The organism is Dolomitihabitans soli, from assembly GCF_022213955.1.
In the GTDB taxonomy this organism is placed as follows: domain Bacteria; phylum Actinomycetota; class Actinomycetes; order Streptosporangiales; family Streptosporangiaceae; genus Streptosporangium_A; species Streptosporangium_A soli.
This window is the reverse complement of sequence record NZ_JAKNTW010000001.1, coordinates 713,720-735,276: the sequence shown is the minus strand read 5'-3', so window position 1 is coordinate 735,276 and position 21,557 is coordinate 713,720. Positions and strand designations below refer to the sequence as shown.

Here is a 21,557-nt window from a genome sequence, read left to right as displayed (position 1 = left end):
TCAGGTCGGCGGGGATCGTCTCGGCTTTCTTCGCGACGGCTTGCGCCGACGGGGGCCAGGCCGTACGAAAGCGGATGTGGCCACCTGCAGGGCAAATGCCCGCCGGATACGACGGGGCCGCGAGGGAGCAGGTCAGCGGTCGAATTCGCCGGTTTTGACGCCGCCGAGGAAGGCGTGCCATTCGGCGGGGGTGAAGAGCAGCTTGGGGCCGTCGGGATTCTTGCTGTCGCGGACGGCGACCACACCGGGCAGGTTGGCGGCGACCTCCACGCACTGCCCGCCGTTGTCCGAAGAACGTGACGACTTCCGCCACAGGGCGGCGCTCAGGTCCATTCCTGCTTCACTTCCTCAATCATTTTGAGGGATACGTGCTCAGGATAGGCCCACAGTCGTATCGCTTCATATCGGTTCCATATCGAGGCTACGAGATCACGATCGGTCGTCACCTGCCCCTGGGCTGGCGAGTCCATGTGAATGGTGTCCGGCTGTCCATCCGGGAGTTCTGCGATCATGAAAGCTCCCGCCAGCCCTGCCATACACTCCGGGTCGACGACCTGGATGGAAGCGGCGGGCCTCTTGGCAATCTCCAACAGGTGGTCCAACTGGTCTCGCATCACCTTCGAACCGGCGACCTTTCGGCGTAGGACTCCCTCATCGATGAGGACGAGGAGCGAGGGAGCATCGTCGCGGTCGAGAACCCGCTGGCGTCGTACGCGGGCCTGAACACGCTCCTCTATCTCCTCAGGAGTAATTCGAGGGCCATGACTGAAGAGATGCCTGGCATAGGACTCGGTCTGGAGGAGGCCGGGGACGAGGAGGGGATCCCAGGAGCGGAGTATCCGGGCGGCGGGCTCGATCTCCTCGACCCAGCCCCTGAACCACACCGGTCCGCCGGGGCGGGAGACGATGCGCTGGTAGAGCTGCGCGAAATGGTCGCCATCGGCCGATCCGAAGAGCTGGTCGAGCTTCTCGGCGTCGGACTTCGACGGCGTCCTGGTGGCGATCTCCAGACGACTCACCTGCGTCTGCGTGCATCCGAGACGTGCCGCCACGGCGGCCTGTGACAACTGTGCGGCCTCTCGCGACCGCCGCATCTCGGCACCGAAACGCACCCGGGGTGATCCAGGGTCGAAGACGGGCTCGGCCCTCATCGCATTTCCTCCCAAAATAGCGAGAAACGGACTTCGTTAGAGCGATAAACCAGTTCAGACCTCGATAGACCAGCACCCGTCATTATCCGTCGTGCGTTGGGTTGCCAATCCGCTTACGGGCCGCCGTGCCATGAAGGAATCTAAGCACACGCCCTCCCGCCTGGGACAGGGCGGAAGAAAGTGCTCCCGAAGCCGTGATTCAGAGGCGAGTGACGCATGACCGGAAAGAGTGGTGCTTCGCACTTCGGCCATAGCGGGGAATGCGCGACCGTAGCAGCGGCCGCGCATTATGAGCGATTGATTCACCTCATACGGCTGGACCGGGATCTGCGCGCTCTCGGCGTGCGCACCTCTCTGGCATTGCTGACCGGGCACCCGTTCCTGGAGGTACGGCCGGCGGCCGCGCCGCCCGTCCGCATCGAGGTCATACGGCGTGACCGCGAATGGTGGTTCACCTGGCGACCGTGGTGGAGGCGTTTGCGGCGGCCAGGTCGAATAACCGGTGAATGGGTGTGCGCGGACGTCCGCAACGCGGGCGACATCATCCTGTCAGAGGTGTCCCCGTGACAGCACGGCAGCACGAGAACAAGAAAGGCACGCACCACGGATGGGAGAGAAAATTCCCCGGAATGGAAATCTCCGTGTCGGAGGCGCGGAAATGGGCACGCGAGCTACTGGCCGGGCGGATCACAGCGTCGGTGCTCGATGATGTGCTGCTTATGCTGAGCGAGGTCGTCACCAACGCGGTCGCCCATTCGGACTCGGGCAGAGACGGCTGGGTGACCGTTCATGTGGGCTGCGTCGCCGGGACGGTCCAGGTGACGGTGACCGACGACGGCTCGGCCACGAGTGCGCCCGCCGTACAGGTGCCGGGGTTCGGCGGGGACGGCGGGCGTGGTCTGTGGCTCGTGGATCTGCTCGCGACTCGGTGGGGCTCGCGGCATGACGAAGCGGGCACGGTGGTCTGGTTTCGGACGACAGACCGGTGACCCGGCCCGCTTCGATCACGCGCCCAGGTCAGTCGGTCCAGTCGTCGGGGACGGAAACGGTCAGCGGACTTTGACCTCGATGACGCGGCTGTAGTCGCCGCTGTTGGAGGCGAGGGTGACGATCCGGACCGCGTCGCCGTTCACGGCGGTGAAGTCGGAGCGGACCATGCCCGTCACGTTGCCGCGGACCTCGGCCACGGTCCGCCATTCTCCCGCCACGCGGACCTGCACGTCCCAGTCGCGCAGGCCGACCTTGGCCGCCGGGTAGCGCTCGGTGTCGAGCGTGTAGAGGTCCACCCGGGAAACCTGCCTGGGCGCGCCGAGGGTGATGTCGAGGGTGTCCGGCCAGACCCGGGAGGTGCCGTCGTTCCAGCCGTTGCCGCCTGCCCAGCCGTCGGAGGTGTTGTCCCCGTCGACCACGCCGCAGGCGGGGTAGTTGCCCGACAGGACGGTGGAGGAGGCGGCGGCGGGACGGCGCAGGGCGAGGTTCCCGCCGTTGTCGAGGTCGTCGATGCCGACCACCGAGACCGGCACCGCCAGCCGTTCGTCCCCCGCTTCCAGGTTCAGGCCGTAGTCGCCGGGGGTGACGTCCGGGGGCGCGGCGAGCAGCAGTTTCGCGCCGAGCTCGTAGCCCGAGGGCAGGTAGCTCGACACCATGGGCCGCGACGGGCGGAGCGGGCCGTCGAACGCCACGAGCATGTCGGCGTAGACGTTCTTGCCGCTCTGGTTGCGCATGCCGACCTGGATCGCCGCCGGGCAGTCCGGGTCGGCGCCGGCGACGACCGCCAGCTTGTCCACCCCGGCGATCGGCACGAGCCTGCCCTTCCCCGCCCCGTCCCGCGCCGCACGCACCTCGACCGCGGGGGCGGGCTGCTCCTGCGGCGCGACGGCCTCGGGCGGCGTCCGTACGGCCGGGCCGGGTTCGCCGCCCGCCTCGGCGACGGCCACCACGGGACCGGCGATCGCGACTGCGGCGAGCGCCGCCACGGCCAGGGTGATTCGCTTCGACTTCATCTCTATGCTCCGACGTTCAGGCCGGGCCGGCCGTCGAGGGTGGTGAAGGTGGCCTTGGTCTCCACGGGCGCGCCCGGCTTGTCGATGTAGGGCACCACCCGGTAGTCGGTGCGCCACTGGCCGGGCGTCACCTCGCAGGTGACGTATCCGCGTGTGTAACTGGAGAAGCGGATGTGCGGATTGACGGGGTCGCGTCCGCCGGGAGGGAGGCCGGTGGCGGGATTGCCGTTGCCGCCGCTGCTGATGGAGGTGCCGACCAGTTCGATGCCGATCGTCTCCGAGTTCGGGTCGTCGAAGTTCGCTTTCAGCTCGCCGGCGAGGTTGTAGTGGATGTCGCCGGTGAGCACGACGGGGTTGCGCACCTCGCGTTCGGTGATCCCCTGGAAGACCCGGTCGCGGGCCGCCCGGTAGCCGTCCCACAGGTCCATGCTGAGCCGTTGCGGGGTGCCGGCGTCGAAGTCGAGCTGCGACATGGCCATCTGCTGGGCCATGACGTTCCACCGGGCCCGGGACCGGCCGAGGCCGTCCAGCAGCCACTTCTCCTGTTCGTCGCCCAGCATGGTCCGGGAGGGGTCGAGCCGCTCGGCGCAGTCGATCTGCTGCCCGTCGCCGCACACCTGGTCCGAGCGGTACTGCCGGGCGTCGAGCACGTTGAACTGCGCGAGGTCGCCGAAGGTGAAGCGCCGGAACAGCCGGGTGTCGGGCCCCTGGGGCAGTTGCGGCAGGCGCAACGGCAGGTTCTCCCAGTAGGCCCGGTAGGCGTTGGCCCTGATCACCAGGAAGTCCTGCTCGCTGACGTTGCCGCCGGGGCCCACGTTGGCCGCGTAGTTGTCGAGCACCTCGTGGTCGTCCCAGGTCACGATCCACGGCGCCGCCTGGTGGGCGGCCTGCAGATCGGGGTCGCTCTTGTAGAGGCCGTACTGGATCCGGAACCGGTCCAGGGTGTCGCACTGGACCCTGAACTGGTCGGGCACCGGCACGTTGCGCCGGCCACCGTTGGCCAGGATGCCGTACTCGTAGATGTAGTCGCCGAGATGGAAGATCACGTCGGGGTTCTCCGCCGCCAGGTGCCGGTAGGCGGTGTAGAACCCGTCCGGCCAGGAGGCGCACGACGCGAACGCGAGCTTCAGCAGGTCACTCCGCACCGGCGCCGTCTTCGTACGGCCGACCGGGCTGACCTCGCCGCCGGCCCTGAACCGGTAGAAGTACTCGTGGCCCGGCTTGAGCCCGCGCGCCTCCACGTGCACCGAGTGCCCGAGCTCCGGCGTGGCCCAGGCGGACCCGTGCCGCACCCGCCTGGTGAACCCCTCGTCCTCGGCGATCTCCCACTCCACCTTCGACCGCGTGTACGGCATGCCGCCGAGCGGTTCCAGGGGCTTGGGGGCCAGGCGGGTCCAGAGCACGACGCTGTCGGTGAGCGGGTCGCCCGAGGCGACGCCGAGTTGGAAGGGGTAGTCGGCCGACCTCGCCAGGGGCGCTTCGCGGGTCCACGGGTCGGCGAGTCCGGTCGTGAAGGCGAGCGCGACGGCGGCGCCGGTGAAGCCGAGGAAACCTCGGCGGGAGCGGTCGGACAGGTTGGCGGCGAGCCGCCGTTCGGCGTCCATGGATCTCCCAGGGAGAGGGGGGAACGGGAGGTCGATCCGCTGCAGCTCACACTTTGTATCAAGTTGTGTTGGGTTTTAACAAGACATTACGTTAACTAGCAAAGAACGCCTGCGGTGAGTTCGGGAACATCCGGGCAGACCGATCGCACAAGCGGTCGCCTGAGGCACAATTGGCCAGGTCAGACTAGGTCTGCGAAGTTAACAGCTTGGATGTTACAAAGCTGCGACCTCGACGTTGAGGTGCCTCTCCCTGAGCCGTTCGACGGCTGCGGCGGGGGCGCCGGAATCGACCACGATCAGGTCGAACATCTCCAGCGGCGCGACCCTGTGCAGCGCCACCCGGTCGAGCTTGCTGTGGTCGATGACCAGGATCCGCCGGGTGGCCGAGCCGAGCATCGCCCGTTTCACCAGCACGATCTCCTGCTCCTGGTGGAAGGCGTACCGGTCGGACACCGCCGAGGTCGAGACGATCACCACGTCGGTGCTCATCGCCTCGATCGCGTCGACGCACGCCACGCCGAGGAAGGAGTCGTGCGTCGGGTGGTACTCCCCGCCCAGCGCCATCAGCCGCACCCCGGGCACCGTGGTGAGAAGTTTGATCGCCGCGAGGAAGTTGGTCACCACCGTCAGGGGGGTGACCGTGCCGAGTTGCCTGGCGATGGCCAGCGCGGTGGTCGAGTCGTCCAGCATGATCGAGTTTCCGGGCTCGATCAGTTTGACGACGTGCCTCGCGACGGCCTCCTTCTCTTCGGTGTTGGCGGTCAGCCGGTAGACGATGTTGCTCTCGAAGACGCTGGAGGCCTGGGCCGTCGCGCCGCCGCGGAACTTGCGCACCATGCCCTGGCGCTCAAGTTCGTCGAGGTCACGGTGGATCGTCATCACACTGACCGCGAAGGTCTCGGCCAGCTCCGCCACCGAGGCGGAGCCCTGCCGCATCACGTGCTCGGCCATCGCCTGCCGCCTGGCGGTCCCGGCGGCGATGTTCTGACGAGAGTTCATAGGCCGGGCTCCAAGGGGTCGTTGATCGCGCATTTTACCGAACTCCACGCGTGACGACGGTCCCCTCACACCCTGGAGACGACCCTTGACACCCGATCGGGCTGCTCGTAGTCTCCACCCCACACAATCACAACGTCACACGTTAAAACGTTAAAATTAACAACTTGCGTCAAGGCCAGCTCGCGGGGCGACCACGGGGAGCACGCGCCCCGCGCATGTCCCGAGGAGTGAAAATGTCCCGTGAGACCGAGTCGTTGCGCAACGCCCGGATCAGCCGCGCCCAGTTCTTCCGAATGATGGGTGGCCTGGCGGTGGCCGCCGCCGCGCCCGCCACGCTGGCGGCGTGCTCGACCCAGACGAACAGCGGCACTACGGCGGGAACCGGCGGTGCGGCGGCCACCCGTCTGCGGTTCGTGGGCGTGGCCGACCAGAAGGCCCCGATGGACGCGCTGGTCGCGGCCTACCAGAAGGTCAAGGCGAGCGTGGCGATCGCGCCGTCGTACGCGCCCACCGACCAGGTGCAGACCTCGGTGCGCACCCAGCTCGGCGCGGGCAACGCCCCCGACCTGCACGTCGTGTATCCCGGCAACGGCAGCGCGATGTCGATGAACCAGATCGCCTCGGCTGGGCTGCTGGCCGACCTGTCGGCACAGAGCTGGGCGCAGACCATCCCGACCGGCTTCAAACCGGCGTTCCAGCACGAGGGCAAGACCTACATCTACTCGGCCGGCTCCTCGGTGATCGGCGCCATCTACAACAAGAAGGTCTTCGAGAAGGCGGGAGTCGACGCCCCGCCGACCACCTGGAGCGAGTTCCTCCAGGTCTGCGAGAAGATCAAGAAGGCGGGCCTGCCGCCGATCGCGCTGGGCGCGCAGACGCCGTGGGTCACCCAGCTCATCACCTACGCGCTGGTCCCCTCGACCGTCTACGCCAAGGACCCCGGCTTCGACGACAAGCAGGCCGCCGGGCAGACCAGCTTCGCCCAGTCGGGCTGGCGCGACGCCCTGGAGATGTACCTGGAGCTGCAGAAGCGCGGCTTCTTCAACGACAACCCCAACGGCACCACCTTCGAGCAGCAGACCTCCATGGTCGCCACCGGCAAGGCGGGCATGGCGATCCAGGTCTCCGCGGTGCTCCCCGACTTCCGCAAGTCCGCCGCGACACCCGACGACCTGTCCATGTTCCCGCTGCCCGGCGCGGACGACGCCGCGCAGGTGTGGATCCCGGCGGGCGTGGTGGTCGGCCTGGGCGCAGCCGCCAAGGGCAAGAACGTGGCGGAGGCCACCGCGTTCATCGACTGGCTCGGCAAGCAGGAGAACATCAACGCCTGGGCCAAGACCATCGCGGCGATCCCGCTGACCCAGGACTCGTCCTCCACCATCGACCCGGTCCTGGAGTCGTTCCTGTCGTTCACCAAGGACCGGGCCGTGCCGTTCATGGACCAGCGCTGGCCCAACGCGGAGGTGCAGCCGACCCACTTCGCGGTGGTCCAGGACCTGCTCGCCGGCGAGATCAAGATCGACGAGGCGCTGAAGAAGATGGACGAGGCGTACGCCAAGTGAGCGTCAGCACCCAACCCTCCACGCGACGCCGCAAAAGGCGGTCCGGAGCCCTCTCCCCGCCCTGGCTGTTCGCCGCGCCCGCCCTGCTCGTCTACGCGGCCGTGGTCCTCTACCCCAGCATCGCGGGCGTGGTCTACGCCTTCACCGACTGGAGTGGCATCGGCGACATGTCCTTCGTCGGCCTGGCGAACTTCCAGGCGATGCTGGGTGACGAGCAGGCGCTCGGCTCGATCGTCAACACACTGCTGATCACGGTCGCGATCGTGGTGGTGCAGAACGGTGTGGGGCTGCTGCTGGCCCTCGGCGTACACGCGCGGATCAAGAGCCAGACCCTGCTACGAGTGATCTTCTTCGCGCCCGTGGTCGTCAGCCCGGTGATGGTGGCCTTCCTGTGGAAGTACGTCTACAACCCCGCGCCGGGGGCGGGGCTGAACGGGCTGCTCGCCGTGGTCGGGCTGCCCAGCCAGGACTGGCTCGGGGATCCCTCGCTGGCGCTGTGGTCGATCGTCGGCATGGTCGTGTGGCAGAACGCGGGCTACTCCATGGTCATCTTCCTGGCCGGGCTCGAAGGCGTGCCCGCCGAGCTGCACGAAGCGTCGATGATCGACGGAGCCAGCACGGTGCAGCGCTTCCGTTTCGTCACCTGGCCGCTGCTCGCCCCCGCGCTGACCATCAACCTGATGCTGTCCACGATCGGCGGGCTCAAGCTGTTCGACCAGGTCTTCGCGGCCACCGGCGGCGGGCCCGGCTACGCCACGGAGACGCTGTCGACCGTGCTCTACAAACAGGCCTTCGTCTTCGGCAAGTTCGGCTACAGCACCGCCGTCGCGCTGGTGCTGGCGCTGTTCGTGGCCGCCGTCTCGTTCATCCAGCTCTACTACCTGCGCTCCAGGGAGGTGGCCCAGTGACGCATCTGCGCTACGGGGGGAGGACGTTCCTCCTGGAGGTGGTGATGATCGTGGTGGCCGTCGCGTTCCTCTTCCCGGTCTACGCGCTGATCACGCTGTCATTGAAGGACCCGGGGCAGATCGCCGAGTCGCCGCTGTCGTTGCCCGCGCCGCCGACCACGGGGAACTTCGGCGCCGCCTGGTCCGCGGCGGCGCTTGGACCCTCGCTCGCCAACAGCGCGATCATCACCACGGTCAGCCTGGTCGCGCTCATCGCGCTGGGGTCCTTCGCGGCCTACTTCCTGGCCCGTGCGCAGACCCGCCTCGGTTACGGGCTGTACGTCCTGTTCCTGCTGGGCATCGTGCTGCCGTTCCAACTCGGCATGATCCCGCTCTACCGGCTCGTCACGGATCTCGGGCTGATCGGCACCCACGCGGGCATGATCATCTTCTACACCGGGATCCAGCTCCCCTTCACGGTGTTCCTCTACACCGGTTTCATCCGCGCGCTCCCCCGGGAGTACGCCAGCGCCGCCCAGATCGACGGCGCGGGCCACCTGACGGCCTTCACGAAGGTCGTCTTCCCGTTGCTGCGGCCGATCACCGGCACCGTGCTGATCCTGAACGCCGTCTTCATCTGGAACGACTTCTTCACCCCGCTGCTCTACCTCGGCGGCTCCGGTTACGAGACCGTCCCGGTGAGCGTCTTCGCCTTCGTCGGCCAGTACGTCTCCGACTACGGCCTGGTTTTCGCCGGTCTGGTGCTCGGGGCGCTCCCGATCGTACTGATCTTCCTCGTGCTCCAGCGCTATGTCATCAAGGGCTTCTCCAGCGGCCTGAAGGGCTAGCGCGGGATCGCCCGAGGGCGTGGGATAAAAACGTTTTACACACTCGTTCGCGCAGGAGAAGCAGTGAGACCGGAGAACAAACCAGCATCGGGCATCGGACGACCGGCGGCGCGGCTGTTCGAGGTGCTGCGTGATCCGCCGCGCACGCACTCCCCCGCGGCGATCTGGTGGTGGAGCGGGGAGCCGCTGCTCCGGACGCGGCTGCGCTGGCAGATGGAACGGCTGGTCGCCGGGGGCGTGCACAACCTGGTGATCCTCAACCTGGCGCCGTCGGGACCGCTGTTCGGCGCGGACGCCGACGAGCCGCCGTTCCTGTCCGAGCCCTGGTGGGAGCTGCTCGACGGGGTGTGCGAGGACGCCGCGGAACTGGGCGCCTACCTGTGGTTCTACGACCAGCTGGGCTTCTCGGGCGCCGACCTGCAGGCCCGGCTGGTGCGTGAGCACCCCGAGTACGCGGGGCACTGGCTCGCCCCCGACGGAACCGTCACCCGCCGCGGCTTCGACTACCTCTCCCCTACGGCCTGCGCCACGCTCATCGACCGGGTGCACGGCGAGTTCGAACGCCGCCTCGGCCACCGGTTCGGCAGCGTGATCGCCGGTTCCTTCCAGGACGAGCTGCCCGCGATGCCCACCTGGTCGGCGTCCTTCGCCGAGGAGTTCCTCGCCCGGCGCGGCCGGCCCTTCACCGCCGAGTCCCTCGACCGTGACCCGGCCGCCCGGCGCGACTTCCACCGCACCCGGGCCGACCTGGCGGAGGAGGCGTTCTTCCGGCCGCTCGCCGAGTGGCACGAGCGCAACGGGCTGCTGAGCGGCTGCGACCAGCAGGACCCCGCCAGGGCCGGGCACCCGGTGGAGGGCGTGGAACTCTACGCCGACTACACCCGCACGCACCGCTGGTTCAGCGCCCCCGGCTCCGACCACCACGGCGACGCCCGCCTGCACTCCTCCCTGGCCCACCTGTACGGCAGGCCGCGCACCTGGATCGAGTCCTTCCACTCCAGCGGCTGGGGCGGCACCCTCGCGGAGACCTTCGACTGGCTGCTCCCCTGGCTCCGCGCCGGGGCCACCCTCTACAACCCGCACGCGGTCTACTACACGACCAAGGCCGGCTGGTGGGAGTGGGCGCCGCCCGGCACCGACTGGCGGCAGCCGTACTGGCGGCACCACCGGGTCTTCGCCGACGCCGTCACCCGGCTGTGCGCCGCGCTCTCCCTCGGCCGTCATCTCTGCGACATCGCCGTCCTCTTCCCCACCGCCACCGCCCAGTCCGCCGTCCCCCCGGTCTCCTCGGCCGCGGCGGATCCGGCGGCCCTGACCGATCCTCGAAGCACCCCGGTGGAGCCGGGCGGCCCGGTTCGGCGCGCTGTGGAGGAGGCGGCCAGGGCGCAGCGGGTGTACCGGGAGCTCGTGGGCGACATGGCCTGGTTCCAGGTGGTTCCCGGCGCGCTGGACCGGCTCTGCCTGGACGCCGACGTGATCGACGACGACTCCGTCCACCGAGCGAGCGTCGAGGACGGCCGGCTGACCGTCGCCACCGAGTCGTACCAGGTCGTCGTCCTTCCGGCCGCCACGGTTCTCGACGAGGACACGGCCGCCCGCCTGGACGAGTTCGTCGAAGGGGGCGGCCTGCTGATCGCGGTGGAGGCGCTGCCGGAGTCGGCGCGGCTGCGGGCGAGGTTCGACAGCGGCCAGGCCCGCTTCGCCGCGTCGGCGGATCGACTCGGCGAGGCGCTGGCCGGGTTCACGCCGCGGGTGGAGGCCCCGGTGCCGCCCCTGGTCCGCGAGGTGGACGGGACGACCGTCGTCTTCCTGACCGCCGTCTTCCCCCGGGCCAGCGACGTCGGCGTCGCCCGGCCGGAGGAACGCGGCGTCGACCTGGGCTGGCTGGACGTGACCTACGACTTCGACCCGGCGCGCTACCGCGAGAGCATGCGGGTCAGGGTGCGCGGCGTCGCCGGGACGACGCCCGTGCTGGCGAGCCCGTTCGGCGGCGAACTCCGCGCCCTGCCGTACGAGGCGAAGGGGGACACGGTCGAGGTGGAGGTGCCGTTCGACGACGGCCCGGCCGCGCTGCTGATCTTCACGACCGAGACGGACGGAGTGCCTGAGCACCGCCCGCTCCCGGTGGGCGGCCGTGCGCTGGATCTCGGCTCGACCTGGGAGATGGAGCTGGTCCCGACCCTCGACGACACCTGGGGCGACTTCGGCACGGCCGAGGCGACCGTCGAACGCTGGACCCTGCGCGACCACGAGGGCGGCGAGGTGCACGCCACCTTCGGCCCGCACGGGCTGTGGCGGACCGGCGACGACTGGCGGCCGGTCGTCTACTCCACCTCGCGGGGCATCCACAAGGATCCGATCCACCGGGAGGTCCTGGGCCCGAAGGGTCACGTCCCCGAGGAGTTCCTGGACTTCGGGGAGGCGGCGGCCGGGCAGGAGGTGTGGTTCCGCACCCGGATCACCGTGCCGGAGGAGTCGTCGCTGGTGGTGGGCGCGCCCACGGCCAAGGCCGCGACGCTGGACGGCGTGGACCTGCCGCTGGACGACGCCGGTCACCTCGCCGTCTCCCGGGATCGGCTCCCGCCGGGCGACCATCTGCTCGACCTCCGCCTCACCCCGGAGGAGGATCTGCGGCTGCGCGCCCACGTCTCCCTGGTGCGCGATCCCGCCCAGGCCGTCCGCCCCGAGTGGATCACCGGTGCTTCCCTGGAGACCACCGTCGGCCCTGGCGGCGGCCTCCTCCAGGTGGCCTCGATGGAGCCGTGCGTGGTCCGGGTGAACGGCCAGGAAGCGGGCATTCAGGGCGGTTTCGACCCTTACGCGGAGGCCGAGATCCCCCGTGTCCGCCGCTACGACGTCGCCCAGCTGCTCCAACCGGGCACCAACACGATCTCCCTGGAGACCGCGGGCGCGGTCCTGACCGACGGCCTCGCCGTCTCGGGCCCCCACTGGACCAGCACGACCCCGGCCGACGACCCCACCGCCCCAGCCCCGCACGCCGACGCGGTCACCCCGGCGAAGGTACGGCGGCGCCAGCACGGCGACCCGGCGGCGCTACACCTGACCAGGCGCCCGCACCCGCTCCCCGACACCGGCTGGATCGAGTCGTGCGCCACGGCCCTGCCCGCCGTCCTCGCCGTGCCGGACGCCACCGAGGGCGAGGCCCGGTTCCTGGTGGACGTACCGCCCGGCGCCGTACGCGTGGAGATCGACGCGCACGGCCCGGTGAGCCACACCCCCCTCGACGGCTCGGCGCGGACGCTGGAGCTGCGCGTCGCCACGCGTCCGGGCTTCGAGGGCGGGGCCGCGCTGGCCGGCCCGGTCCGCTTCACCTGCGGCCCCGGCACCATCGGGCTGGGCGACTGGGAGGACCAGGGCCTCGCCGGCTACTCGGGCGGCGTCCGCTACCGGACCACGTTCCACGCCTCGGGTACGGCGGTGCTCGACCTGGGCAGGGTCCGCGGCACCGCCGAGGTGACGATCGACGGGCGGCCGGCCGGCGTCCGGATCTGCTCGCCGTACCGCTTCGAGCTGGGCGAGCTCGACGGCGGCGAGCACACCGTGGAAATCCTCGTCCTCGGCACCCTGGCCCCCTACCTGGACTCGGTGAGCCCCACCCACTTCGTCTTCCCCGGCCAGCGCGTAACCGGCCTCTTCGGCCCGGTCGTGGTACGGAGCACCGACACGTCGACCACTTAGGCATCTCGGTCCCGACGAGACGAGGCACTCTCGCCGGGACCGGCTCGACGATGACGGTGGCCGAACATGCCCACCGGGTAGCCCTTGGGCAGCGCGGGCCTCGGGTAAGGCAGGCGGAGTTCGTCGCCGATGAGGGTGATCGGCCCGGCGTAGCCGTGGTCGAGACGCGAGGGTTGGGCGGCTTTCGGGCCGGCGAGGCTTATGACCATGCCGAGCTTGGCGGCATGGCGATGCTCCTAGATGATTTCGAGGTTGGCCATCATCCCCATGTCCTCGTGTTCGGCGTTGTGGCAGTGGAACAGGTAGCGGCCGCGGTAGCCGTCGAAACGGGTGATGATCTCCACCGCTTCGCCCGGCCGCAGGGAGACGGTGTCCTTCAGGCCCGCGTCGTGGGGCAGCGGCGGCCGGCCGCGGCGCGAGAGCACCCGGAAGCCGACCAGATGCAGGTGGACGGGATGGTGAACGTCGGCGACCAGCCGCCACACCTCGACGTCGCCGAATCCGGCGGTGACGTCGGAGCGGGCGGGGTCGAACGGCAGCCCGCCGATCAGCCATCCGTGACCGCCGCGCATGCGCCCGGCCCGGAAGGAGAAGTCGCGCACCCTGACGGCGTCCGGCCGGCGCCAGGCAGGCAGATCGGTGGACAGGACACGCGGGATGCGGCTGTCGTCGGTGGCCTTGCGCGCGACCCGGAAGGCCATCACGTCGCGGGTACGGCCGGAGCCGAGCCGGTTGAGGAGTCTGACGCGGCTGCCGACCGGGACGCCGGAGAAGTCGACGATCACGTCGTAGCGTTCGGCCGGCGCGATCGGCAGGAGCCGATGGGTGACCGGCGTCGCGAGCAGTCCCTGGTCGGCGCCGATCTGCACGAGGTCGAGCCGGCGTCCGTCGTCGGTGATCGCTTCGAGCTCGTAGTGCCGGGCGTTGGAGGCGTTCAGGATGCGCAGCCGGTACCGGGCGGCGTCGGCCTCGTGCACGGGCCACGGGGCGCCGTTGACCAGGATCACGTCACCGAGGACTCCGGCAAGGTACGGCTCGCGCACGCCCGGCCGCTCCCGCAGCGTGGGATCGAGGGCGGGATAGTCGAGGCTGCCGTCGGCGCCGAACGCGCGGTCGGCGATCATGAGAGGCAGTTCGCGCCGCCCGGCGGGCAGGCCGAGCGCGTCCTCGGCATCGTCGCGGACGATGTGCAGCCCGGCCAGACCCCGCCAGATCGCGGGGGCGGTGAAGTCCATCCGGTGGTCGTGGTACCACAGCAGCGTCGGCCGCTGGTCCAGCGGGAACGTGTAGTCGCGGGTCAGCCGGGTCACCACCGCCCGCGGATCGTGCATGCCCTGCATACCGTGCCCAGGGCCGTGCCCGCCTTGGCCGGTGCGCGTGACGTGGGCGGCGTCCGGCCAGCCCTCGGGCAGGACGAGGTCGGTCGGGTAGCCGTCGGAATCCGCCGGGGTCCGGCCGCCGTGCAGGTGCACGACGGTCGGCACGGGCAGCTCGTTGCGATGCGTCACGGTGATGGGTCGGCCGCGGCGCGACTCGATCGTCGGACCGGGGAAGGTGCCCTCGTACGTCCACAGCGGCGTCTTGAGACCGGGCAGGATCTCCGCACTCGCTTCGCGCTGGGTGATCTCGTAACGGTCGGCGCTGACGGGCTTCAGCAGGGACGGAATCGGCAGCGGCACCTGGAACGGCGGCGGTAGTGGTACGGCGCTGCGCAACTCGGCGCCGGTGATCGACGGCCGACGGGCCAGCGCGGCCGAGGCCGACAGCCCGGTGGCCGCCATCAGCCCGAGCGCCCCGCCGATGCCCAGCACCCCTCGCCTCGTCATGCCGCCGGCAGTGTGCTCACGCATCGCGAGCCGCCCGCCGCCGGAGGGGCCGGCGCCAGACGGCGATGAACAGCACGACGAGCGCGGCGACGGTCATCACGCCCAGCGGGAGGTGCAGCCACAGCGCGCCGTCCAACCCGGCGAAGTACTGCACCGTCTCGGCCGCCACCACCGCCATCGTGGCGAGGAACGGCCAGACCTGACGCAGCCGGACCCAGACCACGATCGCCACGATCAGCTGCAGACAGCCGATGGAGGTGACCACGTCCGCGCCGACCGCGTGCCAGTGCAGGCTGTCGTAGTCGCCGGTCAGATAGACCCCGGCGAACACCGGCTGGCCGACGATCGCCGCCATGTGCGCGCTGACGACGGCCCGCAGTGTCCAGGCCGTGGGTGTCGTCCGATGCGCAGCGTGGGATCCCGGGCTGTTGGCCACGGTGGCCATGAGATCTCCTCACTGTCCTCAAGGTGCGTACGCCTTCGACGCTATGGCTTGCGAGTTATCTTGTCTAAGATCAATATTGCAATGGTGTTATGTACTGGGAGGCATGATGGAGCTGCACGCGCTCAGGCAGTTCCTGGTGGTGGCGCGGTTGGAGCACCTGAGCCGCGCGGCCGAGGAGCTTCGCGTTGCGCAGCCGTCGCTGAGCCGTACCATCTCCCGCCTGGAGAGCGAGCTGGGCACACCCCTGTTCGATCGCAGCGGCCGGCTCCGGCTGAACGACGCGGGCAGACTCTTCCGCGGTTACGTCGAACGCTCCCTCGGCGAGCTGGAGGCGGGACGGCGGGCCGTCGCCGAGGCCGTCAGCGAGGGTGTCGGGACCGTACGGCTGGCCTCGGAAACCTTCCTCACCCTCACCAGGCCGCTGGCGGCCTACAAGCGCGCCCACCCCACCATCGAGATCGAACTCCGCTGGATGGCAGCGGAGGACATGGCCCACCATCTGCGAGCCCAGGACATCGACCTGTGTGTCGCCTCCCAGCCGATCCACACCGAGGGCCTGGAGGGGGTCCGGCTGCTCGACGAGGTGGTGGGGGTGGCCACGCAGCTCGATCATCCGCTGGCGGGCCGCGCTTCGGTGACCATCGACGAACTTGCCGATCAGTCCTTCGTCACCGCCCGCAAGGGGCACTGGCAACGCAGGCTGCTCGATCGGCTCTTCGCCGCACGAGACCTCACTCCGAAGATCGTCTGTGAAGTCGACGAGCCCGGCGCCATCGTGGACCTGATCAGCGCGGGACTAGGCATCGGTCTCGTCCCCGCCTTCGCCCGGCACAGCTCCATGCGGGCGCCACTCGTCTGGATCGCCGTCGACAGCCCCGACTGCCGTCGCGCGGTCACTCTCTTCTGGGCCGCCGACAGTCACCTGTCAACCGCCGCCCGCCTGATGCGCACCACGATCACCAGCTGGAACTGGAACACCGACGAGCCACCGGAGTAGCGCTGATGCGGACCTCGTAGGCGCTACGGCCTAAGACCTCGGCCATCCCAGTGAGCAGAGCGGTCAGGGTCCGCCAGCGGCGCAACGCCTGCGCGGCGTCCAACTCGGGCCGTCGTGGCGCTCGACCGCCTCGGCGGCCTCATCTGGTGCCAATTCCACCCGGCCAGCGCTTTTGTCACGAACCACGATTGGTGCCGGATGTGCGCGCGTTGTCTGCCGCATGCCGCGGTTGCTCGACGCTGCCACCGTCGGCTGCGGCCGTGACACGACCGTGACACGGCGCGGACGAGGCGGGGACACGGCCGGCCGACAGTGGATGGGGTCGGCGGGCGAACTGCGGGCGAGGTGCCGAGCGGGCGGCGAAACCCGGCTGTGACCGGTCCGCTGGACAGAGAGTTCCGGCGAAGGTGATCACGAAAAGGAGAAGGCTTTGGGTAATGACGGGAAATGGAGCCGGCGTTCGCTGTTGCGGGGCGCCTCCGTGGTGGCCGGTGCGGCCGCGGCCGCACCGCTGCTGGGCAAGGCGGCCACGGCGCTGGCCGGCAGCGGGGACGCGGACACGCTGTTCAAGGCCGGGAAGTTCGAGCAGGCCAGCCGCGCGTATGAGGAGATCCTGAAAACAGACCCCAAGAACCTGCACGCGGCCCGCCGGCGCGGCTTTGTCGGGCTGCTGTCCAACCGGTTCCCCGACGCCGAGAGATACCTCAAGATGGCCATCGAGCTGGCGCCTGATGACAAGGACGCCAACCGGCTGATGGCAGACTGCTACATCCGGCAGGACGAACTCGCCCTCTCCGCACCCCACTGGCAAGCGGCCGGCGACGAAGGCTCGGCCAAATTGTTCGCGGCATTCCGCGGCGAGCCGTATCAGATCCACGGCGACATCGCGCAGGTGCGCTTGCTGCAGATGGACCCCCAGCCGCTGGTAGAGGGGGTCTCGGTCAACGGCGGACCGCCGAAGCGCTTCACGTTCTACACCGGCGCCCCGTCGCTGAGCGTGTCCGCGACGGTGGCCAAGGAGGCCGGGCTGAGCGCCGTCGCCAGTTCGAAGATCGATTACTTGAACGGCAAGGTATGGCGGCACGGGGGTGTGCTGGAGTCGTTCAAGCTGGGCGGCATCGAACTGCGCAACCTCCCCGTGTCGTGGATGGAGTGGGAGTCGGGCGGAGATGTCACCACCGAGAACGACGGCATGATCGGCACATGGGTCTTCTACCACTTGCTGACCACCTTCGACTACGCGGGCCGGCAGCTGATCCTGCGCCGCAGAACCCCCGAAACGGCCGACAAGGCACGCGCCGCCGCCAAACGGGCGGGCGCCGAGCCCCTGCCGCTGTGGCTGGCCCGTGAGCACATGGTCCACAGCAGGGGCAGCATCGCCGGTTCCGGCCCACGGGTAGTGGCCATGCCCATCGGCGGAGGCAGCGAGACGGCCGCGGTCGCGCATGGGGAAACGGCCGAGCAGTTGCAGATCCGCACCGACCACGACCGCCCGATCGGGACTTTTGCCCACAGCCACCCAGCCGTCGCCTACCCCTGCTACCCGAAGGACATCCGCCTCGGCAACGCCGTCGCCAAGGACATCTACTGCTACACGAACCCAGACTCGAAGCTCGCTCCCCTCGGGTTCGACGTACCGGTCACCTTCTTCCACAGCTTCTACAAGCCCTACAACATCACCCTCGACTTCACCGGCATGAACGTCTACGTCGCCCGCGGCGCGGCCACCTGATCACCGCGACGGCACAGGCGTCACGGGAGCCATCAGGAGCCGGCCCTGCACAGGAATCCCGTCACAACCACGTGACCAGGGAAAACACGCCTTCGGCAGGATCAGCGGCCGGGCCCGTCCGGTTTGGCGGCGGGCGGCCTGCTCGGCCGCGTCGACCTGGGCGACCTGGCCGGTCAAGGCCTCGCGCCGGGCGGTCAGGTCACGTTCGGCGGCGCCGCCGTGTTCGGCGAGTCGCCGCTGGGCGTCCTCGGCGGCGGCGACGGCGGCTTTCGCGGTGGTGAGTTGCTGGGCGAGGCTGGTCATCCGGGTGGCGAGCTGGTCGCCGGTGAGTAGCTCTGCGTAGTCAAAGTGACGGCGTGTAGTTCGCAGAAATGACTGTTTGTGAGAACCACGGCGCCTGGCCCCATCCACCCCCTGACCGGATTGCTCGTGCTGGGATACTTCTGTCCATGATCGGCAACGACATGCTCGAGCTCCGCCAGGTCGTTCATCCGCAGGAGATCGACACCGAGTTGGCCGGGGAACTGGTCGCCTGCTGGATAGCGGTTTCCAATGCCGGAGGAGCGGCTGGATTTCCTTTCCCACCCGTCGATGCCGCCCAGGTGAGGCCAGTGGCCGACCGCATCATCGCCGACCTGGCCCCCGAGCGCAGTCGTCTCGTGCTCGGGTTCGTGGACGGGGTTCTCGCGGGCTGGCTGAACATCCGTCGCGACGTCAACCCGCTGATCGCGCACTGGGGCACCGTTCACCACGTCCAGTCGCGCACCGACTTCCGGGGCCGTGGGATCGGATCGACCTTGATGACCGAGGCGCGAAAGATCGCTCGTGATGAGATGGGACTCGAGCAACTCCACCTTGCCGCACGAGCAGGGGTCGGCCTCGAAGACTTCTACGCAGGACTCGGCTGGAAGGAGATCGGCCGCTGGCCTGGTGCGCTTCGCCTGGCGCCTGATGACGACCGCGATGAGGTCCTCATGCTGTTGGCGCCGCTGTAACGGCTCAGGAATCGTCGGGTAGCCGGAGCGCATTGCTGCGCCCCGGCCCCCTCAGAACCGTGCGGGCCACTCGTCGCGGCAGGCGGTCCGGCACCAGAACACCAGCCTGCAGACCCAGATGAGGTCCGACCTGGAAGCCAGGTTCACCGAGCCAGCGACCAGGACGGCCTTCGCGTCACTCGTCTGCCCGCGCCCGCACCGCAAGCAGCCGGTCATCCACGTCGGCCCGCAGGCGGTTCGTCGAAAAGAGCAAGCTCATCGTCGTCGGGGGCCTGGAAGAGCTTCCCATACTCCTCAAGCAACTCGCGGCTGACCGGGACCGTCCCCGGCGACCCCTGCTCGTTGCGGGCTTCGAGGCGGCGCCACAGCTCATCGATCGGCGGAGCCAGATAGTGCAACTCGACGGGAAGGCCGAGTGCACGCGCGCCCAAACGCTTCTCATCCCGCTCAGTACGCCCCCAGAAGCCGAACTCCAAGATCACACTCTGGCCTAGCCTCAACAGATCCTGAGCATGCTCCCAAAATCGCCTCTCAAGCCGGTCGCGCGTGGGTTCATCGAACAGGTCGATGCCGAGATCAGCCATCCATTCGTCCGGACACAGACGCACCGCTGGAATTTCTCTCGCAAAGCGCCTGGCCAGCGTCGTCTTCCCGGAGCCAGGCAGCCCGCACAGCAAGATCAGCCTGGGCTCAGGGCTCGCATCATCCATCAGGGCCTCCATAGCAAGGTCACTCCGGCATGCTGGCGCAAGAGCCCAAGCCAACGGAAACGGTTTCCGCCGGGACCGACCCCGCTCAGCGAGGATGACGCAGGACGGTCCAGGCAGCTTTCACGAACCTGCCATGGAAAGGTGCGGTTGGCGGCCGCTCCTCATCGGACTGGGTGGCGTTCCTCGATGGGACCCGCGACCGGCCGGCCGTCTTGCCACCACACCGGGGTGAGGAAGTGTTCGCGGCAGAGGACCTCGCCACACTGGCCGCCGTTGTCCGAAGAGCGTGACGACTTTCGCCACAGGGCGGCGCTCTGGCCCATTAGTGACTCGTTTCGCGATCATTTTCGAGGGATTCTTGCTCAGGACACGCCCCATAGTCGTGTGGCTTCGTATCGGTTCTTGATAGAGGTCACAAGCCCGTAGTCGGTCGCAATCCTCCCTCGATCCGGCAGGCAGTACGAGCGATTCATTCGGCTGACCGGAGGGCTGGGACCTGCGCGATCTCGGCGTTTCCACCTCCCTGACCTGTCCGCGACCGGACAACCGTTCCTGGTGATTTGACCGGAATCCGTGGCTCCAGTTCGCGTCAAGTCGTATGGCGCAAGCATCAATGGGGCCCACCCGGCGACCATGGTGGATATTTCATCGCGGCCCGGTAAATGGCGCGCTCGCAACGCGGCCGACATCGTCATGTCGGAGGCGCGCGCATAAAGCAGAAACCGGCGTAAAGATAAACGAAATGCCACGCGTCTCCGGGACGGTTCAGGTGGGGGTGACCGACGATGGGGCGGTCGCGAGTGCGCCCCGGCCGTACAGGCGCGGGCGGCGGAGGACAACGGTGGACGTGGACTCTGACTGGTGGACGTCCTGGCGGTCCAGTGAGGCGATTCGACGCGATGGCGAGGCGGGCAGGTCGGCCTGGTTCCAGGTGAAACGCGAGGCGGCCTCGGACAAGCAACCCATCCCGTTTGTCAGCGTTCTGGTCAGCGATCCGCACGCACGAGGAATCCGGTGACTTGGCGGCGAATCTGAAGATCTCCCTGCTCAGGCACGACATGGCGGCGAACCGTCCCGGGCGAGCCGAACTCATGCTCTGCAACTCCCTGGCGTCAATTACTGCCAAAGGGTAGTCAACCCCCTCCTCTCCCCTGTTATGGTCCTTTCTCGTCCGAAATTTTGGGACAACCTTTACTTAGGAGGATCATGAGGAGTACCACCCCGAGGATCGTCGCCCTCACCACGGCCCTCGCCGCGTCTCTCGCCCCCCTGGCCGCTCTCGCCACCCCTGCGGCCGCCGCCACCCCCGCGGCCGTCCAGAGCACCCAGAACCTGCCGCTGGACTTTCTCTCCCTGCAGAACCTGCCCTTGACCGATCACCTCCAGAAGGTGAAGGACCTCCTGGGCCAGGGTTATGTCCCGTCGGCGCTGAGTGTGACCAACGCCGCCAGCCCGCGGTACGCGTCCGTGTGGGTCAAGGACACCGCCCGCAAGGTCAATGTCCTGCAGGGCCTGTCGGCCACCGAGTTGCAGAAGCGCATCACGGAACTGACCAAGTCGGGCTTCCAGCCCACCTTGATCTCCGGCACCGGAACCGGCTCCGGCGCGATCTTCGCGGCGGTCCTTGAGAAGACCACCAGCAAGATCCAGTCCAAGCTCGGCCTGACCAAGGAGGCGTTCACCGCCCTCAACGCCAGGCTCGGCTCGCTGGGCATGGTCATCTCCTCGATCAACGTGTACGGCACCGTCGAGCAGCCGCTCTACGCGGCCGTCTGGGTGGTCGGGAACGCCAACGTGACCTCCCAGGTGACCACGAGTCAGAACCTCGAGCAGCGCACCCTGGAGCTCGCCAAGCGAGTGCAGCAGGGCCTGCGGCCGGTGCTCATGGCCATCGAGCCCGGCAACCTTTACACCACCGTGTGGAGCAAGGGCAACGTGAGCGGGCTGAAGGAGCACCTGAACCTCTCCCGTCTCACCTACACGCTGAAGTCCACCGAACTGAAGGCCCTGGGCTACCGTCCTACGGTCATGGACACCGAGGGCGACCGCTTCGCGGCGATCTGGAGCAAGAACTAACCGTCAGGCACACCTGGCTCCAG

The 21,557-nt window shown here is 68.8% G+C and carries 19 protein-coding genes; 10 read left to right on the top strand and 9 right to left on the bottom strand.

Annotation, left to right across the window (positions count from 1 at the left end; translation table 11 throughout):
* Positions 1-132: 132 nt before the first annotated feature.
* Complete coding sequence (locus tag MBA17_RS03335) at positions 133-333, bottom strand: DUF397 domain-containing protein (RefSeq protein WP_238494717.1); 201 nt, start codon at positions 331-333, stop codon at positions 133-135.
* Positions 324-1,151, bottom strand: coding sequence for a helix-turn-helix domain-containing protein (locus MBA17_RS03330; RefSeq protein WP_238494716.1), 828 nt, complete (start codon positions 1,149-1,151; stop codon positions 324-326). The genes MBA17_RS03335 and MBA17_RS03330 overlap by 10 nt, the downstream gene beginning before the upstream one ends.
* A gap of 297 nt (positions 1,152-1,448) precedes the next feature.
* On the opposite strand from MBA17_RS03330, the gene MBA17_RS03325 reads away from it, so the two are divergent.
* Positions 1,449-1,718 (top strand): hypothetical protein, encoded by a 270-nt coding sequence (locus tag MBA17_RS03325; protein WP_238494715.1) that lies wholly within the window; start codon positions 1,449-1,451, stop codon positions 1,716-1,718.
* 62 nt (positions 1,719-1,780) lie between these two features.
* The gene (locus tag MBA17_RS03320; protein ID WP_238494714.1) at positions 1,781-2,140 is read left to right on the top strand and encodes an ATP-binding protein; all 360 of its coding nucleotides are present in this window, start codon (positions 1,781-1,783) and stop codon (positions 2,138-2,140) included.
* Between the two features lie 60 nt (positions 2,141-2,200).
* On the opposite strand, the gene MBA17_RS03315 is transcribed toward MBA17_RS03320, so the two are convergent.
* From MBA17_RS03315 to MBA17_RS03305, 3 genes are all read right to left on the bottom strand, one after another.
* Positions 2,201-3,154: a discoidin domain-containing protein gene (locus MBA17_RS03315; protein WP_238494713.1), complete on the bottom strand. Its 954-nt coding sequence runs from the start codon at positions 3,152-3,154 to the stop codon at positions 2,201-2,203.
* Positions 3,155-3,156: 2 nt separating this feature from the next.
* On the bottom strand, positions 3,157-4,758 hold the full coding sequence (locus MBA17_RS03310; RefSeq protein WP_238494712.1) for an alkaline phosphatase D family protein: 1,602 nt from the start codon (positions 4,756-4,758) through the stop codon (positions 3,157-3,159).
* Between the two features lie 213 nt (positions 4,759-4,971).
* A complete protein-coding gene (locus MBA17_RS03305; RefSeq protein ID WP_238494711.1) occupies positions 4,972-5,757 on the bottom strand; it encodes a DeoR/GlpR family DNA-binding transcription regulator in 786 nt (261 codons plus the stop codon).
* 233 nt (positions 5,758-5,990) lie between these two features.
* Here MBA17_RS03305 and MBA17_RS03300 point away from each other — a divergent pair, with 233 nt between their 5' ends.
* From MBA17_RS03300 to MBA17_RS49145, 4 genes are all read left to right on the top strand, one after another.
* On the top strand, positions 5,991-7,319 hold the full coding sequence (locus MBA17_RS03300; RefSeq protein WP_238494710.1) for an extracellular solute-binding protein: 1,329 nt from the start codon (positions 5,991-5,993) through the stop codon (positions 7,317-7,319).
* Positions 7,316-8,227: a carbohydrate ABC transporter permease gene (locus tag MBA17_RS03295; protein ID WP_238494709.1), complete on the top strand. Its 912-nt coding sequence runs from the start codon at positions 7,316-7,318 to the stop codon at positions 8,225-8,227. Before MBA17_RS03300 ends, MBA17_RS03295 begins: the two co-directional genes overlap by 4 nt.
* Positions 8,224-9,054 carry a carbohydrate ABC transporter permease gene (locus tag MBA17_RS03290; protein ID WP_238494708.1) on the top strand — a complete coding sequence of 277 codons (831 nt, stop codon included), beginning with the start codon at positions 8,224-8,226 and terminating at the stop codon, positions 9,052-9,054. Before MBA17_RS03295 ends, MBA17_RS03290 begins: the two co-directional genes overlap by 4 nt.
* 63 nt (positions 9,055-9,117) lie before the next feature.
* Complete coding sequence (locus MBA17_RS49145) at positions 9,118-12,753, top strand: hypothetical protein (RefSeq protein WP_455432676.1); 3,636 nt, start codon at positions 9,118-9,120, stop codon at positions 12,751-12,753.
* Positions 12,754-12,989: 236 nt separating this feature from the next.
* On the opposite strand, the gene MBA17_RS03280 is transcribed toward MBA17_RS49145, so the two are convergent.
* Complete coding sequence (locus tag MBA17_RS03280) at positions 12,990-14,603, bottom strand: multicopper oxidase family protein (protein WP_238494707.1); 1,614 nt, start codon at positions 14,601-14,603, stop codon at positions 12,990-12,992.
* Positions 14,596-15,024 (bottom strand): hypothetical protein, encoded by a 429-nt coding sequence (locus MBA17_RS03275; RefSeq protein WP_238494706.1) that lies wholly within the window; start codon positions 15,022-15,024, stop codon positions 14,596-14,598. The genes MBA17_RS03280 and MBA17_RS03275 overlap by 8 nt, the downstream gene beginning before the upstream one ends.
* Positions 15,025-15,127: 103 nt before the next feature.
* Between MBA17_RS03275 and MBA17_RS03270 the strand changes: the two genes are divergently transcribed.
* Together MBA17_RS03270 and MBA17_RS03265 are read left to right on the top strand one after the other, a co-directional pair.
* Complete coding sequence (locus tag MBA17_RS03270; RefSeq protein WP_238494705.1) at positions 15,128-16,021, top strand: LysR substrate-binding domain-containing protein; 894 nt, start codon at positions 15,128-15,130, stop codon at positions 16,019-16,021.
* Between the two features lie 430 nt (positions 16,022-16,451).
* Positions 16,452-17,753 (top strand): tetratricopeptide repeat protein, encoded by a 1,302-nt coding sequence (locus MBA17_RS03265; RefSeq protein WP_238494704.1) that lies wholly within the window; start codon positions 16,452-16,454, stop codon positions 17,751-17,753.
* Here the strand turns inward: MBA17_RS03265 and MBA17_RS03260 are convergent, their stop codons facing one another.
* Entirely contained in the window at positions 17,754-18,056 is a 303-nt protein-coding gene (locus MBA17_RS03260; RefSeq protein WP_238494703.1) for a hypothetical protein, read from the bottom strand.
* Between the two features lie 146 nt (positions 18,057-18,202).
* Between MBA17_RS03260 and MBA17_RS03255 the strand changes: the two genes are divergently transcribed.
* A complete protein-coding gene (locus MBA17_RS03255) occupies positions 18,203-18,748 on the top strand; it encodes a GNAT family N-acetyltransferase (RefSeq protein WP_238494702.1) in 546 nt (181 codons plus the stop codon).
* A 212-nt stretch (positions 18,749-18,960) separates the two neighbouring features.
* Here the strand turns inward: MBA17_RS03255 and MBA17_RS03250 are convergent, their stop codons facing one another.
* The gene (locus MBA17_RS03250; protein WP_238494701.1) at positions 18,961-19,458 is read right to left on the bottom strand and encodes a P-loop nucleotide/nucleoside kinase family protein; all 498 of its coding nucleotides are present in this window, start codon (positions 19,456-19,458) and stop codon (positions 18,961-18,963) included.
* Between the two features lie 1,206 nt (positions 19,459-20,664).
* On the opposite strand from MBA17_RS03250, the gene MBA17_RS03245 reads away from it, so the two are divergent.
* A complete protein-coding gene (locus tag MBA17_RS03245; protein WP_238494700.1) occupies positions 20,665-21,534 on the top strand; it encodes a hypothetical protein in 870 nt (289 codons plus the stop codon).
* Positions 21,535-21,557: the final 23 nt, after the last annotated feature.